Genomic DNA, 13,609 nt, shown 5'->3' with positions numbered 1-13,609 from the left:
TCATCCCATTTCGTGGTATTGAGCGGATTCAACCAGGTCCGGACGACAGTTTTCGATCAGTGCCTCGCGGGAGAGCCGGTCGGCGGCGCGGGTCGTCTCGGGAAGGCGGTAGCGGGGTGTCAGGTTCAGCACGTTGTGGCAGGCCGTGGCGAGGTCGACGCGGTGCCCCACGGAGACGAAGACGGGCTTGACCCCGTGCCGGGTGCGCAGCACGCGGCCGACGACGTCGCCGTCCAGCGTCAGGTCGGCCCACGAGCCCCGCTCGGGCGCGGGCGTGGGATAGGTGCCGACGAAGGCGGTCTTGCCGACCCCGATCGTGGGCAGTCCGGTGAGCACGCCGAGGTGGCAGGCCAGACCGAAGCGGCGCGGGTGCGCCAGGCCGTATCCGTCGCAGACGACCAGGTCGGGGGTCACGGAGAGCCGCTCAAGGGCGTCCAGCAGGGCGGGAACCTCCCGGAAGGCGAGCAGCCCGGGGACGTAGTCGAAGGCCACCCTCCCGCTGACGGCGACCTCTTCGACGATCTCCAGCGTCGTCCCGTCCAGCACGGTCACCGCCGCCGCCAGCCGGTCCCTGTCGTAGGCGACGTCCACTCCCGCGACCCTGGCCGGACTGCGGGGACCGGGACCGGTCAGGTCGAGCAGTGCTCTGAGCTCGTCCTGGATGGCCTCGGCCTCCATGACAGTGCGCGGCATTTGTACCTTCATAACTACATGATCGCTACTTTTACAGTATGACGTTATATTTTGGGACTGTTCGTCTTCTTTGGTGACCGGTGCAGTCGCCGCGCGGCGTCCAGCTCCCAGCGGTGCCCTCCGGTCAGGGGTTCTCATGCTGCCGGGCGGGTCCTGCCCATGGTGTGACGGGAGCGGCGGCGGAGCCGGGATCGTTCCTCATGACGCCTTCCGGTCCCCGTTCGTCGCGACGCTGGGCGGGTCCCGCCCAAGGCGACGGGAACAGCCGTGGAGCCGAGATCGTTCTGCAGGCACTGGCGACTTCAGGAGCGTGGGCCGCATGGCGGGCAGCAGATCGATCGGGCGTCTCCTCATGGGCGGGCTGGCACTGGCCGCCGCCGGGTGGGCGTTGAAGGACATCCCCGCGGAACTCGGGGGCAGGGCCAGGGGGGAGCGGCTGGAGCGGATGCGCCGCTCGCCGCAGTTCCACGACGGCCTCTTTCGCAACTCCACGCCCGGCGTCTTCGTACCCTCGCCGCAGAGCGCGCGGGAGATCGCCTGGAACATGCTGCACAACCGCGAGGAGCGCCGCCCGGCCACGCCGGTCCCGGTGGTGACCGCACCGGTGGGCGGGCCGTCCCCGACCGGGCTGAGCGTCATCTGGTACGGTCACGCCACCGCGCTGCTGGAGATCGAGGGCCGCCGCGTGCTCGTCGACCCGGTGTGGAGCAGGCGTGCCTCGCCCTCCCAGCTGGTCGGCCCGCGGCGCCTGCACCCGCTGCCGGGGCCGCTGGCAGGCCTCCCGCCGCTCGACGCGATCGTGATCTCGCACGATCACTACGACCACCTCGACCGTGCGACGGTACGCGGCCTGCTCACGCTGCAGACCGCGCCGTTCCTGGTGCCGCTGGGGATCGGCGCCCACCTGGAGCGCTGGGGCGTGCCCGCCTCGCGGATCGTCGAGCTCGACTGGGACGAGGAGGCGAGCGTCGCGGGCCTGCGGTTCGTCGCGACCGCCGCCCGTCACTTCTCCGGTCGCACCCTCAACCGCAACGTCACCCTGTGGGGCTCCTGGGTCATCGCCGGCCGGGAGAGGAAGGTCTTCTACGCCGGCGACTCCGGGTACTTCGACGGCTACGCCGGGATCGGCGCCGCGCACGGCCCGTTCGACCTCACGCTCATGCCGATCGGCGCCTACAACGCCGCCTGGCCCGACATCCACATGAACCCGGAGGAGGCGGTCAACGCCCACCTCGACCTGGGCGGCAGGCTGCTCCTCCCGGTCCACTGGGCGACCTTCACCCTGGCCACGCACCCCTGGGCCGAACCGGTCGACCGCCTCTGGCGCGAGGCCAAGGCCCGTGACGTCCGCCTCGCCGTCCCCCGCCCTGGCGAGCGCGTCGACACCGCCGACGTCCCGCTGCTGGAGAGCTGGTGGGAACTGCTGCGCGGCGGCGAGACGGGCCGCCGGCCGCGACCGGTGCCGCTTCCTCCCTCCCCGAGACTCTGAGCGACGAGCTCACCCACCGCTGCTCCGGCGGCCGGGTGCGCCTGACGGCCGCGACGGAGGTTCAGGCCATCGCGGTTCTCGTTGACAGGCGAGTGCGGACGACGAGATCGTGCACCGCGTCCGCCGACGGCGCGATGTCGGGAAGGCGGGAGGCGTCCCGCGCCTCCTCCAGTTCCCCGGTCAGCCGGGTGACGTCGTCCGCCAGTCGTTCCGGTTCCGGCGCATCCGTCGGCAGCGGGCCGTGCTCGGCGGAGCGCTTGGCGGCGATCAGGTCACCGAGATACGACGGCCCGCCGGAGAGCCGGGTGAGGTCGGCCTCCAGCTCTCCGGTGCGCATCAGATGGACGCCGGTGAGCAGCACACGGAAGGTGTAGAGCAGCGGCTTGAGCTCGCCGGAGCGCTCGAACAGCCGCCACTGGGTGCGGGCGAATCCCAGATAGTGGTGGGCGTGGTGGCGGGTGACGCAGCCGGGGGCGGCGGCGATCATCTCCCGATGGACCGGCGAGGTGGCCACCACCAGCGGGGAGAGCAACTGCTCCAGCACATAGCCGTTGCGGCGCAGCAGCAGGCGGCAGAACTTGGCCAGGTCGTGGGTGACCAGGTCCACCTCGACACCGTCGCGCACCCAGGAGCGGGTTAGGGTCTCACTCCCCGTCCGCAGGCCGACCACCTCCTCCAGCGGCAGCAGGTGAACGCCGCGCAGGTCGACATCGGAGTCGGCGGAAGGGAAACCGTACAGGTGCGCCCCGCTGATCGTGGCGAAAGCGGTCGGATGCGCCTGCCCGGCGGGAATCTCGGCCAGCCAGGACGGCAGGGGCACAGTCACAGCGCCGCCTCTCTCGTACTCGCCAGATATTCCTCCACGCGCCGCCGGTCGGGTTCGGCGGGCAGCGTGCCCGTGCCGTCGAACCTCGCGGTCAGCTCGGAGCGCCAGCGGTTGACCTCATCCCAGGAGAGCTCTCCCCGCCGTACGGCGAGCAGCCGGTCGCGGTGGGCGTCCATTCGGACCAGGGGCTCGCCGTGGCGGACCAGGTGCAGACCGCTGAGCAGCAGGCGGACCATGTGCATGGCCTGCTTCCATCTGGGGCGCTCGGGATCCAGCCGGCGGAACTGGGCGTTGGCGTATCCGACGAAGGTCTGTCCGGCCCGCCCGGAGACGAAGGCGCCCCGGATGGAGAGCAGTTCCTCGCCTGCGGCGGTGGCGTGCTCGACGATCGGCGACCACAGGCATTCCAGCACCGTCGGGTTGGCCTCCAACGCGAGCGCGCAGAACCGCTCGACCTCCCACGAGAACTGCTCGGGCAGCGGCCCCTCGACATGCGTGGGCGGCTTGGCCAGCCGCCAGAACAGCCGGGTCGGTGCCACGAAGACCCCGCGCCTGTCGATGTCGGAGTCCTCGCTCTCCAGCCCGTATGCCCGCGAGCCGACCACCACCGACAGCACCGAGTGATCCGGGACGTACCGTACCTCCATCCGCACAGCCTGCCAGCCCCGTGCCCGGCATCGGTACGGGTTTTCCCGGACACTCATCCACCGCGCGTGGAGCGTGCGTGAGCGCCTCCCGAACGGATCCGGTGGTCGGTGCGCGCCGTCAGTACAGGTTCTCGCGGGCGTCGATGCTCAGGTCGTCGTCGATGAGCTTGGCCGACCACTCCAGGTCCAGCTGCTCCTTGAAGATCCGGCCTAGCGTGGGCCGCGCCCCGCGGTCCGGCCACCGCTCCGGCTGCCAGAGCGCCGAGCGCCGGAAGGCCTTGGCGCAGTGGAAGAAGCACTCCCGCACCTCGACGCTGACCGCCAGTGTGGGAACCTTCCCCTTCACCCGCAGGCCTTCCATGTACGGGGCCTGGCTGACCACCCGCGCCCGCCCGTTGACGCGCAGGGTCTCCTCGGTGCCCGGCACCACGAACAACAGGCCGACCTGCGGGTTGGTGACGATGTTGCGCAGGCTGTCGAGCCGGCGGTTGCCGGGCCGCTCGGGGATCACCAGCGTGTGGTCGTCGAGGACCAGCACGCCGCCGGGTTCCTCGCCGCGCGGGGAGACGTCGCAGGTGCCGTCGGATCCCGAGGTCGCCAGCAGCAGGAAGGGCGAGGTGGCGATGAAGTCCCGGGCGTGCTCGTCGAGGTGGCCGATGTCCTTGCGCAGGACGACCTCGCCGACCTCGCCGACGATCCGGCGGAGTTCTTCTTCCGAGTTGACCGTGACGATCGGGCCGGTCTCACCGGTATCGAGGGAAGGCATGAAGTAAGGCTAACCTTCCTTGATCCTTGCCTCAACGGCCCCCTTCCCGCCCGATGCGCGCGTGGGGGTTCCGCAGGCGGGGAGGGGGAGAGTCCAGGCGCGGCGACCGGGTTGCTTTACACCTCCCATCCGAAGGGCGCACGGCGTCCCGCGGGCGGCCGGGAGTGGGACGTGAGAGGCCCGGCGGCGGCCGATTCCCCCGAATACACCCCGGAACTCTCGCTTAACGCGAGATAGCCGCCTATTCGTTATATCTTTGATCTTGCAGGTCAAGATTGCTTCGCAGGAGATTGACCGGAGTTGTCAGGTTTATGCGACCCTCTGGGAGCTTTCCTCGATGAACAGATGGAAGACGATCATCGTCGCGCTGGCGGTCATCCTGCCGGCCGGTGTCCTGCCGGCCGCCGCGTCACCCGCGGTGGCCGCCCGATCCGTGGCCCCCCTGATAGAGAACGGTGAGACCCAGCCGGTCTACTCGCGCGCCGACGCGCTGACCGAGACCGTGTTCGTCGAGGTCGCCGGGGTCGACAGTGACGCCGACGGGCTCCCCGACCGGGTCGCCGTCGACATCATGCGGCCCAAGGAGACCGACTCCGGGATGAAGGTCCCGGTCATCATGGAGGCCAGCCCCTACTACGCGGGCGGCAACGACGTGCCCAACCACGTCGTCGACCTCGACGGCTCCGACCCCGCGGGCATGGAGTACCGGCGCAACAAGTTCAACGATCTGCACGACGAGATGTTCGGCGACGGCTCCGACGTGACCCGCGCGGTCGCTCCGCCCTTCCGCGGCTACTACGACAACTACTTCGTGCCGCGCGGCTACGCGATCGCGCTGGTGGAGAACCTCGGCTCGGGCCGGGCGACCGGCTGTCCCACCACCGGCCTGGACAACGAGACCGCGGGTCCCAAGGCCGCGATCGACTGGCTCAACGGCCGCGCCCGCGGATTCGACGCGGCCGGCAACGAGGTCAAAGCCGGCTGGTCCACCGGGAACGTCGGCATGATCGGCGTCTCCTACAACGGCACGCTGCCCAACGCCGTCGCCGCGACCGGGGTCAAGGGCCTCAAGGCGATCGTGCCGATCGCGGCCATCTCCTCCTGGTACGACTACTACCGGGCCAACGGCGGGGTGCTGGCCCCCGGCGGCTACCAGGGTGAGGACGCCGACGTGCTCGCCCGCTACGTGCTGACCCGTCAGAACGCCCAGCAGGCCTGCGGCGCGCTGATGGACCGGATAGAGAAGGACCAGGACCGGGTCACCGGCGACTACTCCGACTTCTGGGACCGGCGCAACTACCTCAACGACGTGCGCAAGGTCCGCGCGGCGGTCTTCCTGGTGCACGGTCTCAACGACTGGAACGTCAAGACCAAGCAGGCCGTCCAGTGGTGGGACGCCCTCGCGAAGCGGAACGTGCCCCGCAAGATCTGGCTCCACCAGGGCGCGCACTTCAACCCGTTCTCCTTCGCCGGGCGCAACGCCGAGTGGCTGCGCCAGCTCCACCGCTGGTTCGACTTCCACCTGTACGGCCTGCGCAACGGCATCATGGACGAGCCGCAGGCGGACGTGGAGTCGGGGCCGGGGCAGTGGGCGCAGCACGCCTCGTGGCCGCTGCCGGGCACCCGCGACGTACGGCTCCAGCTGGCCGCCGGGCAGGACGGCCGCAACGGCACCCTGGGCGCCGACCGCCCCCGAGGCCGCGCCGTCGTCGAGTCCTTCGTCGACCAGAGCACCCGCGGTGCCGAGCAGCTCGTCGAGAACACCGAGAGCACCGACCCCAACCGCCTGGCCTACCTGTCGAGTCCGCTGGCCCGCGACGCGCGCCTGTCCGGCACCCCGGAGGTCTCGGTGCGGGCCGCGTTCAAGGGCGGGCGCTCGCCATACCTGACGGCGCTGCTCGTCGACTACGGCACCGACGCCCGCGCCTACGGCGACGTCGCCTACGGTGCCACCCAGGTCTGCTACGGCCAGGGCGTGCCCGGCGACACCGGTTGCGCCCGGCTGGCCGAGCACGTCACGGTGACCGCCCCCTACAAGATCATCACAAGGGGCTGGCTGGACGTCCGTAACCGCGACTCCGCGGCCAGGACCGAACTGCTGCGCGAGGACCGCTTCTACGACTTCCGCTTCGACCTCCAGCCCGGCGACTACGTCGTCAAGGCCGGTCACCGGATCGGCGTCGTGCTCATCTCCACGGACCGCGACTTCACGCTGCGCCTGCCCCCGGGCACCGCCGTCTCGGTCGACCCCCGCGCCAGCTCGGTCACCCTTCCCCTCGTCGGCGGCCGCTCCGCCCTCTAGGGTCACGACCTCGATCCGGATGAGCGGGCACGTTCCCGGCGTACCTGCTCACCGGATCGGGGGAGCCGTCGCTCCTGGCGGGCCGTCGTGTCCATCGAGTGTCCCGGGTGGGGACGGGGCCGGGGCCCGTCTGAGGGATAACCCTGGCCTGTCCCTGACATCGGCTCGCGGGTCTGCCGCCGGGCCCGGCCAGGGCCTAGCGTTGAGGGCATGGGACGAATTCTTCTGATCGTGGCGGCCGTGGTGATCGCCTTCATCTTGCTGGGCTCGGTTCTGGGCTTCCTGTTCACGCTCCTCAAGTGGGCTCTGATCATCGGCCTGGTGGGCGTGGTGGTCATGTTCGCGAGCAGGCTCTTCCGCTCCTCGAACGTGCGCGACTGACCGACGCCCGGTAAGCCCGGCGGCCGCCCACCGGCACCCCCGTGTCGCCGGTGGGCGGGCAGACGTCTCCGGTCAGTCCTGGGACACCTGCTTCAGCTGGAGCTCGTCGAGCAGGGCCCGGGTCGCGGCGGTCACCGCGTCCACGGCCCTTTCGAAGGCCTCGGCGTTGCGCGCCGAGGGGGAGCGGAAACCCGACACCTTGCGGACGTACTGGAGCGCGGCGGCTCGTACGTCGTCGTCGGTCACGTCGCTGGCGTAGGGCTCACGGAGGGTCTTGATGCTGCGGCACATGACAGGACGGTACTCCGTCCCGTGGTTCTCCCGGCCCCGCCCGGCCATCCCGGCCGCGGGCCGCACCGTCACCGGGCCGGGCTGAGCCGGGCCGAGTCAGGTCGCCGGCAGACCGTCACGCTCCCGCTGGACCGCGTCGGCGGTCAGCACGGCGTCGAGGAGTCCGGGAAAGAGCGTGTCGAGGTCGTGGCGGCGCAGCGCGTTCATCAAATACCTCCAGCGTGGAGACCCCGTCCTTCAGGGCGGGGAGGAAACACAGCCTGGGGCCGCAGGTTTGGGAGTCGAACACCTGCGCGAGGCCTAACCGAGCGTGCAGGATTTGAGGCATGGCGCAGACAGCGAAGCGGGCCTTCAAGTTCCGCTTCTACCCGACCCCCGAGCACGCCGCGGAACTTGCCCGGACATTCGGCTGCGTCCGCCTGGTCTACAACAAGGCGTTGCAAGAGCGGAGCCGCGCTCACACCCTTGAAGGGCGCCGTGTCTCCTATGTGGTCGACTTGGTGATCCCCGGTTCGATCGCCGGGCAGGGGTCTCCTCGCCTTCCCCGGATACCAGGTGCCGTTCGCGGCGAAGGTGAAGGCCGAGACCGACCTGCCGGTGAGCGCGGTCGGAGAGATCACCCGGCCCCGGCAGGCTGAGGAGATCATCGCCTCCGGTCAGGCCGACGCCGTCATGCTCGGCCGCGAGCTGCTCCGCAACCCGTACTGGCCGAACCACGCCGCCCGCGAGCTCGGCGCAGCCGAAGGCCGCTGGCCCGACCAGTACCATCGCGCGGTCTGAGGCTCCGCCCGCCTTCACCTCGCGGGTCTCTCCCGAAGGAAGGGACGCGCGGGTGGAGACGGTCGGGGAAGGATTCAGCGGACCGGCCCGCCAGGGGGCGCACCCCCGGGGGTCGAGCGGGCCGGTCCGGGATCATGGGATGGCGCGGCGCAGGGCCAGTGCGTCCTGGCGGACCTTCGCGGGGGTCTGGCCGTCGATGAGCAGGCGGCGCATCAGGGCCGCGACCTCGCCCATGGTCTCCGGGCCGAAGCCGCGGCGGGTCACCTCCTGGGTGCCGATCCGCAGGCCCCGCCTGGGCTCCTCGGCAGGCCGGCCGGGCAGGCCGATGCCGCTGAGGTAGACGCCCCCCTCGGCCAGCAGCCGGGCGGCCTCGTCCCCGCCGCCGAACGCGCCCGCGTCCACCGCCACATGGTGCGAGACGGTCCAGCCCCGATGGGCGGCGATCACGGTGAAGCCCTCGCGGTCCAGCGCGGCGGCCAGCGCCCCGGCGTTGGCGATGCAGCGGTCGGCGTACCCGGAACCGCCCTCGGCGTGCTCCGCGGCGACGACGGCCAGCGGGGCCAGGCGGGAGGCGTCGTAGTTCGCGGTCAGGCCGGGGTAGGCCGCCGCCGCCACCTGTCGGGCGAGATCCTCGTCGCGGGTCACGACGGCCGCGCCAGGTGGCCCGCCGAAGGACTTGTAGGTGGACATGGTCATCAGGTGCGCGCCCTCGTCCAGCGGTCGCTGGAACCGGCCGCCCGCGATCAGTCCCGCCACGTGCGAGGCATCATAGAGCAGCAGGGCGCCCACCTCGTCGCACGCCGTCCGCACCCGCGCCACGTCGTGGGGGAACAGCATCAGGCTCGCCCCGAGCACCACCAGCGCGGGCCGCCTCTCGCGCAGGAACGCCGGGAGGGCCGCGTGGTCGACGTCGAGCCGTCCGGCGTCGTAGGGCAGGTCGACGACCCGCAGGCCACGGATCCCGGCGGCGCCCTGGGCGTGGTGGCTGGTGTGGCCCCCGGCGGCCCGAGGCAGCACCGCGATCGTGTCGCCGGGGCCGGCGAACGCGCTGTAGCAGGCGAGGTTGGCCAGTGTGGCGCTCTGCAGCCGCACCTCGGCGAACTCACCGCCCATCAGCGCCGCGATCTGGAGCGGGACCAGCACCTCCAGCACGTCCAGCTCCTCCAGGCCGGTCTGGCGTTTGTCCCCCGGCCAGCCCATCGAAGGCCGGCAGCCCAGGGAGATCTCATGGGCGGCCCTGGCGCGCTCGCTCATCGTGTTGGTGCCCGCGTACAGGACCACACCGTCCTCGTCGAGGCGGCCGCGGTGCTCGGCCAGCACCGCGTCGACCAGCCTGGTCACCGCCTCCAGGCTCAGCCCCGACACCTCGGCCTCGAGCTCGGCCAGGCGCGGCTGTGCCCGGGGCGGTGCCCACGGGGCGACACGGCTGCGCTCCTGCACGAAGCTCCTTTCACAGGGCTGTCAGGCGGCTCTCACGAGGTGGACCCCTCCAAAACGAATACTGTGACGCTACGGCCAGTGCCGGGGGGAGTCATCGTTCCGCCAGCGGAGATCCTTCCTACATCTGTAGGATTAGAACGTGATCGCGGATGATGTTCAGGATCTGCTGGAGGCGCTGGCCGCGAGCGTGGGCAGGGGTATGTCCGTCGACGACCTGGAGGGTCGGGTCGTCGCGCACAGCGCCCATCACGGGGAGGTCGACCAGGTCAGGGCCCGCGCCATTCTGTCACGGTCGGTTCCCGCGGCGGTGGGGGCCTGGCAGGAGAAGCACGGGGTGGCCTCGACCCGAGAGCCGGTCAGGGTTCCGGAGAATCCCTCGCTGGGCATGGCGGCCCGGCTCTGCGTGCCCCTGCTCCACCAGGACCGCCGGGTCGGCTACCTGTGGATCATCGAGGGCCCGGGTCCGTTGAACCCGCAGGAGCAGGGCAGGGCCGTGCGCGACGCCGCCGCGATCGCGGCCCTGCTCGACGACGGCGGCAGCTCCCACACCCTGAGTCTCCTGCTCACCGGCGAGATCGGTGTGCGGCGTGCGGCCGGTGTGCTCGGGGAGGGGCCGCTGCGCGTCCTGGCGCTGCGGGGCGACCCGGCCTCCCTGCGTGAGGCGGTCGGCGCGGAGCTGGCCAGGACGCGCCGGCCGCCGGCCTTCACGATCCTGGACCGGCACGCCGTGCTGCTGCTCAACCGTGGCGAGGACGCGACGGCGCTGGGGGAGCGGCTGGCCGCGCGGGCCCGCACGGGCGCCGGGGTCAGCGCACCGCACCCGGGGCTTGAGTCAGCCGTACGGGCACATGAGGAGGCGCTCACCGCGGCCAGGGCGGCGGCGGCGGAACCGGCGCTGCGGCCGGTCGCCCACTGGCCGGACCTGGGCGTCTACCGGCTGCTCGCCGAGCCGGTCGCCGGTACTCCCGGTACTCCCGGCACGCTCGGCGGTCCGCTTGACGCTCTGCGGGAGCATCCGGCACTCCTGGTCACCCTGGAGACCTACCTGGACAGCGGGGGAGACGCCCAGGAGACCGCCCGGCTGCTCCACCTGCACCGCACCAGCCTCTATTACCGCCTCACCAGAATCGAGCAGCTGGCCGCCCGCAACCTCAAGAACGGAACCCACAGGTTAGAACTTCATCTCGCGCTGAAGCTCGGTCGCTGGAATGCGGTGTAACGGCCGGACAATCCGGGCACAGCTCTGCGATGCCGCAGTTGATCAGCGAGATCATGACCGTCGTCATCGTGCTCATGCTCATCCCGCTGTCGTTGGTCATCGTGTCGGTGGTCGTCCTCGTCGCACTCGCGGCGTTGGCTCTGACGACACCACGGGAGCAGGATGGAGGAACGACTTCCCGGAGGTAGACGATGCGGCAGCTCAGCGCGGTGGACACGCAGTTCCTGAATTTCGAGACCCCGACGAACGTCGCGAACATCGGAGGGCTCGCGATCCTGTCGGGCAGGCTGTCGCGGAGCGACCTGGTGTCGCTGCTGGCCCGGCGGCTCCACCTGGCCGCGCCCTTCCGCATGCGACTCGTCTCCGTCCCGTTCGGCCTGGACCATCCGTACTGGACCGAGGACTCCAGGATCGACCTCGACTACCACGTGCGCGAGATCGCGCTGCCCGGCCCGGGCAGCGACGAGCAGCTGGGTGAGCAGGTGGCCAGGCTGCACGCCCGCTGCCTCGACCGGCGGCGGCCGCTCTGGGAGATGTATCTGATCCACGGTCTGGCCGGTGACCGTACGGCCCTCTACACGAAGGTCCACCACGCCGCGGTCGACGGCGTCACCGGCGCCGACGTGCTGGCCAGCCTGCTGGACACCTCCCCCGAGCCCGCCGAGGTCGAGATGGCGCCCGCGGCCGAGCCCGAGGAGCGGATCGACACGCGGGAGATGGTCACCAGGGGGATCGTCAAGGCGGTGGTCAACCCGGCCAACACGGTACGGTTCCTGATCAACGCCGTCCCGCATCTGGACGAGATCCCCCTGATCTCCCAGGTGCCCGGGGCCGGGCTGGTCTCGCGGCTCACCCGGCAACTGGCCAACCGCCTGTCGGGTACCGCGGAGGTACCCGACATGCCGCGGATGACCGTCCCACGTACCCCCTTCAGTGGCAGGATCAGCGCGCACCGCAGGTTCGCCTACGCCGCCCTGCCGCTGGAGGACGTCAAGCTGGTCAAGAACGCCCTCGGCGTCACGGTGAACGACGTGGTGATGGCCCTGTGCGCCGGGGCGTTGCGCCAGTGGCTGATCAAGCACGACGCGCTGCCCGAGCAGCCTCTCGTCGCGGGGGTGCCGTTCTCGCTCCGCGTCCCCGGTGACCGGCGCGTGGGCAACCAGGTCACCATCATGATCACCACACTGGCGACGCAGGTGGCCGACCCACTGGAACGGCTGCTTGCGGTACGTGACGCGATGCGGCTGATCAAGGATCGCTCGTCGCTGGCACCGGTCAGCTGGATTCAGGAGCTCAGCGACATAATGCCCTCCGCGCTGACCGGCCTGGCCTCCCGGGCGGCTTTCAACCTCTTCGCTGACAGCGCGGGCCCGATCAACGTGATGATCTCCAACGTGCCCGGCCCGCAACTCCCCCTCTATGTGAGCGGTGCCCGGCTGCTGTCGTACTACCCCGTCTCGGTGGTGACCGACGCCAGTGGCGGCCTCAACATCACGGTCTTCTCCTACGACGGCTCACTTGACGTCGGCCTGATCGCCTGCCGTGAGATGGTTCCCGATGTCTGGGCCGTCACCGACTATCTCAGGGACGCCCTGCTGGAACTGAAGCTCCTCGCTGAGCAGCAGTGACAGGCCGGGCGCGCCCTTGACGAAGCGCAGGGTCTTCTCCAGGCAGACGATCGAGCCCCGCTCGTGCCTGTTGACGAAACGGATGTCGTCGGCCAGGGCGCGCATGATCAGCAGGCCCCGGCCGTGTTCGGAGGTGGGGGCGGGGAAGGCGGGGCCCGAGAAGTCGAAGCCGTCGCCGGCGTCCACCACCTTGATCACGCAACGGTCCCTGGACAGCTCGGTGCTGACCATGTAGTCGTCACTGGGGGTGGCGTGCTTGACGGCGTTGGAACACGCCTCCGAGAGCATGAGCTGGATGTCCTCGCGGATCTGGGACACCACGCCAAGGGCGCGGAGCGAGGCGTCGAGAAGTTGCCTGATCACGGGAACGCTGGCGGCGTCACGCGGCAGACGCAACGCGATAGTGGCCTCCACGGTGTCCTCCTTTCGCAGCCGGTCACCTAAAGGCTTGCCCGGCACGCTCCGTCCTAACCGGAGATGGTTGATCGTGACTCCGGATATCGGAAAGGCGCGGCAAAGTTCGGTGAATGAAAAAATGTGGCATGGCGGCAGGACGGCCGGTCCGCCTCAGGCGGACCGGCCGTCCTGCGACTCTTCGCCTCAGCCCGAGAACGCGTCGATCGCGGCCTGGCAGAAGGCCTTGAGGTCGTCGGGCCTGCGGCTGGTGATCAGCGTGTTCGGGCCCGAGGTGCAGATCACCACCTCGTGGTCCTCCCAGTTCGCGCCGGCGTTGCGCAGGTCGGTCGCGAGGCTCGGCCAGGACGTGACCTTGCGCCCGCGTACCACGTCCGCCTCGATCAGCGTCCAGGGCGCGTGGCAGATGGCCGCGACGGGCTTGCCCGCGTCGAAGAAGCCCTTCGCGAAGCCGACCGCCTCGGGCACGGTACGCAGCAGGTCGGGATTGGCGACGCCGCCCGGCAGCACCAGCCCGTCGAAGTCGGCGGCGGAGACCTCCTCGACCGTCGCGTCCACGGGGAACCGGTCGGCCCTGTCGAGGTGGTTGAACGCCTGGACCTGACCCCGCTCGGTGGAGATGAGCCTTGGGGTGGCCCCAGCCCGCTTGACAGCGTTCCACGGCTCGGTGAGCTCGACCTGCTCGATGCCCTCCGGGGCCACGAGGAAGGCGATCGTCTTGGCGTTCGGCATG

The 13,609-nt window shown here is 70.6% G+C and carries 14 protein-coding genes and 2 pseudogenes; 8 read left to right on the top strand and 8 right to left on the bottom strand.

The window, feature by feature from the left end:
• The gene (locus tag ACWD3H_RS30485; protein WP_451957440.1) at positions 1–693 is read right to left on the bottom strand and encodes an endonuclease V; all 693 of its coding nucleotides are present in this window, start codon (positions 691–693) and stop codon (positions 1–3) included.
• A gap of 319 nt (positions 694–1,012) precedes the next feature.
• Here ACWD3H_RS30485 and ACWD3H_RS30480 point away from each other — a divergent pair, with 319 nt between their 5' ends.
• Positions 1,013–2,182, top strand: coding sequence for an MBL fold metallo-hydrolase (locus ACWD3H_RS30480; protein ID WP_451957439.1), 1,170 nt, complete (start codon positions 1,013–1,015; stop codon positions 2,180–2,182).
• Positions 2,183–2,243: 61 nt separating this feature from the next.
• On the opposite strand, the gene ACWD3H_RS30475 is transcribed toward ACWD3H_RS30480, so the two are convergent.
• The 3 genes from ACWD3H_RS30475 to ACWD3H_RS30465 all read right to left on the bottom strand — a co-directional run bounded on the left by ACWD3H_RS30475 (position 2,244) and on the right by ACWD3H_RS30465 (position 4,421).
• Complete coding sequence (locus tag ACWD3H_RS30475) at positions 2,244–3,008, bottom strand: nucleotidyltransferase domain-containing protein (protein WP_451957438.1); 765 nt, start codon at positions 3,006–3,008, stop codon at positions 2,244–2,246.
• Entirely contained in the window at positions 3,005–3,655 is a 651-nt protein-coding gene (locus ACWD3H_RS30470) for a nucleotidyltransferase domain-containing protein (RefSeq protein ID WP_451957437.1), read from the bottom strand. Before ACWD3H_RS30470 ends, ACWD3H_RS30475 begins: the two co-directional genes overlap by 4 nt.
• 118 nt (positions 3,656–3,773) lie before the next feature.
• A complete protein-coding gene (locus tag ACWD3H_RS30465; RefSeq protein WP_355551835.1) occupies positions 3,774–4,421 on the bottom strand; it encodes a pyridoxamine 5'-phosphate oxidase family protein in 648 nt (215 codons plus the stop codon).
• Between the two features lie 337 nt (positions 4,422–4,758).
• On the opposite strand from ACWD3H_RS30465, the gene ACWD3H_RS30460 reads away from it, so the two are divergent.
• Both ACWD3H_RS30460 and ACWD3H_RS30455 read left to right on the top strand, forming a co-directional pair.
• Positions 4,759–6,723, top strand: coding sequence for a Xaa-Pro dipeptidyl-peptidase (locus tag ACWD3H_RS30460; RefSeq protein ID WP_451957436.1), 1,965 nt, complete (start codon positions 4,759–4,761; stop codon positions 6,721–6,723).
• A gap of 210 nt (positions 6,724–6,933) precedes the next feature.
• The gene (locus tag ACWD3H_RS30455; RefSeq protein ID WP_169750237.1) at positions 6,934–7,104 is read left to right on the top strand and encodes a hypothetical protein; all 171 of its coding nucleotides are present in this window, start codon (positions 6,934–6,936) and stop codon (positions 7,102–7,104) included.
• A 72-nt stretch (positions 7,105–7,176) separates the two neighbouring features.
• On the opposite strand, the gene ACWD3H_RS30450 is transcribed toward ACWD3H_RS30455, so the two are convergent.
• On the bottom strand, positions 7,177–7,395 hold the full coding sequence (locus tag ACWD3H_RS30450) for a DUF2277 domain-containing protein (protein WP_350927548.1): 219 nt from the start codon (positions 7,393–7,395) through the stop codon (positions 7,177–7,179).
• A 326-nt stretch (positions 7,396–7,721) separates the two neighbouring features.
• Between ACWD3H_RS30450 and ACWD3H_RS30445 the strand changes: the two are divergent.
• Both ACWD3H_RS30445 and ACWD3H_RS30440 read left to right on the top strand, forming a co-directional pair.
• A pseudogene (locus ACWD3H_RS30445) lies at positions 7,722–7,886 on the top strand (helix-turn-helix domain-containing protein); the annotation flags it as partial.
• Between the two features lie 52 nt (positions 7,887–7,938).
• Positions 7,939–8,175 (top strand): annotated as a pseudogene (locus ACWD3H_RS30440) (oxidoreductase); the annotation flags it as partial.
• Positions 8,176–8,307: 132 nt separating this feature from the next.
• Here ACWD3H_RS30440 and ACWD3H_RS30435 read toward each other — a convergent pair.
• Positions 8,308–9,615 (bottom strand): aminotransferase class I/II-fold pyridoxal phosphate-dependent enzyme, encoded by a 1,308-nt coding sequence (locus tag ACWD3H_RS30435; RefSeq protein WP_451957435.1) that lies wholly within the window; start codon positions 9,613–9,615, stop codon positions 8,308–8,310.
• Positions 9,616–9,754: 139 nt separating this feature from the next.
• Between ACWD3H_RS30435 and ACWD3H_RS30430 the strand changes: the two genes are divergently transcribed.
• Genes ACWD3H_RS30430 through ACWD3H_RS30420 form a run of 3 tightly spaced genes read left to right on the top strand, consistent with a single transcriptional unit; the run spans position 9,755 to position 12,462 of the window.
• Positions 9,755–10,834 (top strand): PucR family transcriptional regulator, encoded by a 1,080-nt coding sequence (locus ACWD3H_RS30430; RefSeq protein WP_355551850.1) that lies wholly within the window; start codon positions 9,755–9,757, stop codon positions 10,832–10,834.
• A 29-nt stretch (positions 10,835–10,863) separates the two neighbouring features.
• The gene (locus tag ACWD3H_RS30425) at positions 10,864–11,022 is read left to right on the top strand and encodes a hypothetical protein (protein WP_355551853.1); all 159 of its coding nucleotides are present in this window, start codon (positions 10,864–10,866) and stop codon (positions 11,020–11,022) included.
• Positions 11,023–11,025: 3 nt separating this feature from the next.
• Positions 11,026–12,462 carry a WS/DGAT/MGAT family O-acyltransferase gene (locus tag ACWD3H_RS30420; protein ID WP_451957434.1) on the top strand — a complete coding sequence of 479 codons (1,437 nt, stop codon included), beginning with the start codon at positions 11,026–11,028 and terminating at the stop codon, positions 12,460–12,462.
• Here the strand turns inward: ACWD3H_RS30420 and ACWD3H_RS30415 are convergent.
• Together ACWD3H_RS30415 and ACWD3H_RS30410 are read right to left on the bottom strand one after the other, a co-directional pair.
• On the bottom strand, positions 12,349–12,876 hold the full coding sequence (locus ACWD3H_RS30415; RefSeq protein ID WP_451957433.1) for an ATP-binding protein: 528 nt from the start codon (positions 12,874–12,876) through the stop codon (positions 12,349–12,351). The genes ACWD3H_RS30420 and ACWD3H_RS30415 overlap by 114 nt on opposite strands.
• Positions 12,877–13,062: 186 nt before the next feature.
• A complete protein-coding gene (locus tag ACWD3H_RS30410; RefSeq protein ID WP_350963962.1) occupies positions 13,063–13,608 on the bottom strand; it encodes a type 1 glutamine amidotransferase domain-containing protein in 546 nt (181 codons plus the stop codon).
• Between the last annotated feature and the right edge of the window lies 1 nt (position 13,609).

Source organism: Streptosporangium sp. NPDC002607 (assembly GCF_053592655.1).
Note: the sequence above shows the minus strand (reverse complement) of the source record. Positions and strands in the feature narration are given on the sequence as shown.